Genomic DNA, 1,506 nt, shown 5'->3' with positions numbered 1-1,506 from the left:
CCGGCCGGCGGACTTCGCGGCCGCCCTGGCCGTCGCTCCGCCGGCCGATGTCGCCGCGGCCCTGCCGGCCGCGCGCGGCGCCTGCCAGATCATGTAGACGTCCGAGCGGCTGTAGTGCGAATCGGGCTTGAGCTGCGGCTGATGCACGAAGCCGAGGCTCTCGTACAGCGCGAGCGCCGGCTTCAGGCGCGCGTTCGATTCGAGGAACAGGGTCCTGCCGCCGCGCTCGCGGAACACCTCGATCGCGCGCTCGAGCAGCCGGCGGCCGATGCCCAGGCCCTGATGTCGCTCCTCGACGGCCATCTTGGTCAGCTCGAACACACCGGGCGATTCGACCTTGAGCGCGCAGGTGCCGACGACCTCGTCGCCGAGCAGCGCGAACAGCACCTCGCCGCCGCCGGCCAGCAGCTCGCCTTCGGGGTCCGACAGCACGCGATGGTCGATTTCCTCGAGATAGAAATACCTGCGCAGCCAGTCCGCGTTGAGCCGGTAGAAATGGTCGCGCAGCGCCGGATCGAAGCCGACGACGCGCACGCGCCGGCTGTCGCCGGCCGCGCTGCGCGCGACGATCGCCGCGGCGAGATCGTCGCCGAGCACGCTCTCGAAGCGCGCGAGCGCCGGCAGCAGATCGACCTCGGCCGCCGCGCAGCGCTGCTCGAGCTCCTCGACGATGGCCTTCCAGGCCGGCCGTGCCTCGCGCAGCGCGGCGCGCGCTCGCTCGCTCAAGCCCAGGCGGCGCCGGCGCCGGTCGTCGGGATCCTCGACGACGGCGAGCCAGCCGTCGGCGACGAGGCGGTCGGCGAGCTGGCTCACGGCCGAATGGGTCTGGCCGATCTGCGCGGCGATCGCGCCGACGGGCTGCGGGCCCTGGTCGGCGAGCAGGCGCAGCAGCGGGAACCAGCGTCCCTGCAGCGGCAGGCCGCGGCCGCGGTAGACCTCGTCGGCGATCGCGTAGAGCCGGTCGCTGATCGCGCGCAGACGGCTGCCGAGGGCGAGCAGGCCCAGGTCGGGAAGGAAGGTCATCGGAAGGTCCGAAAGGATTTATGTAACGACTAACATAAATCGTCGCGGGAGCGCCCCGCAAGCCGGCCGCGGCCGTGACGCACGACCGTTCAGTCCGCGGCGTAGCGGATCGCGACGATTTCCAGACGCAGATCGCCGGCCGGCCGGCGCCAGAGCACTTCGTCGCCGACCTTCGCGCCGATCACGGCGCGGGCCAGCGGTGAGACCCAGCTGACGCTGCCGTGTTCGGCGTCGGCTTCGTCCTCGCCGACGATGCGATAGCTCGACGCATTGCCGTGTTCGTCGACGACGTCGACGCGCGCGCCGAAGGCGACGCGGTCGGACGGCTGCTGCGGATCGACGACGATGGCCGCGGCGATGCGCGCTTCGAGCCAGCGGATCTCGCGCGCGACGGCCTGTCGCGCGAGCTCGTCGTCCTGCGGCGCCTCGTCGCTCTGCAGCGCGGCGCGCAGCTCCGCGAGGCGCCGCTGCTGCCGCGCGAGG

General features: G+C 72.6%; 2 protein-coding genes. Both read right to left on the bottom strand.

The features are described 5' to 3' along the window. Positions 1 to 1,023: bifunctional helix-turn-helix transcriptional regulator/GNAT family N-acetyltransferase (locus NON22_RS24200; RefSeq protein ID WP_257389542.1), on the bottom strand; the 1,023-nt coding region annotated here is incomplete at its 3' end. Between the two features lie 89 nt (positions 1,024 to 1,112). Then, positions 1,113 to 1,506: GreA/GreB family elongation factor (locus NON22_RS24195; RefSeq protein WP_257389541.1), on the bottom strand; the 394-nt coding region annotated here is incomplete at its 5' end.

The organism is Tahibacter caeni, assembly GCF_024609805.1.
GTDB lineage: Bacteria > Pseudomonadota > Gammaproteobacteria > Xanthomonadales > Rhodanobacteraceae > Tahibacter > Tahibacter caeni.
Note: the sequence above shows the minus strand (reverse complement) of the source record. Positions and strands in the feature narration are given on the sequence as shown.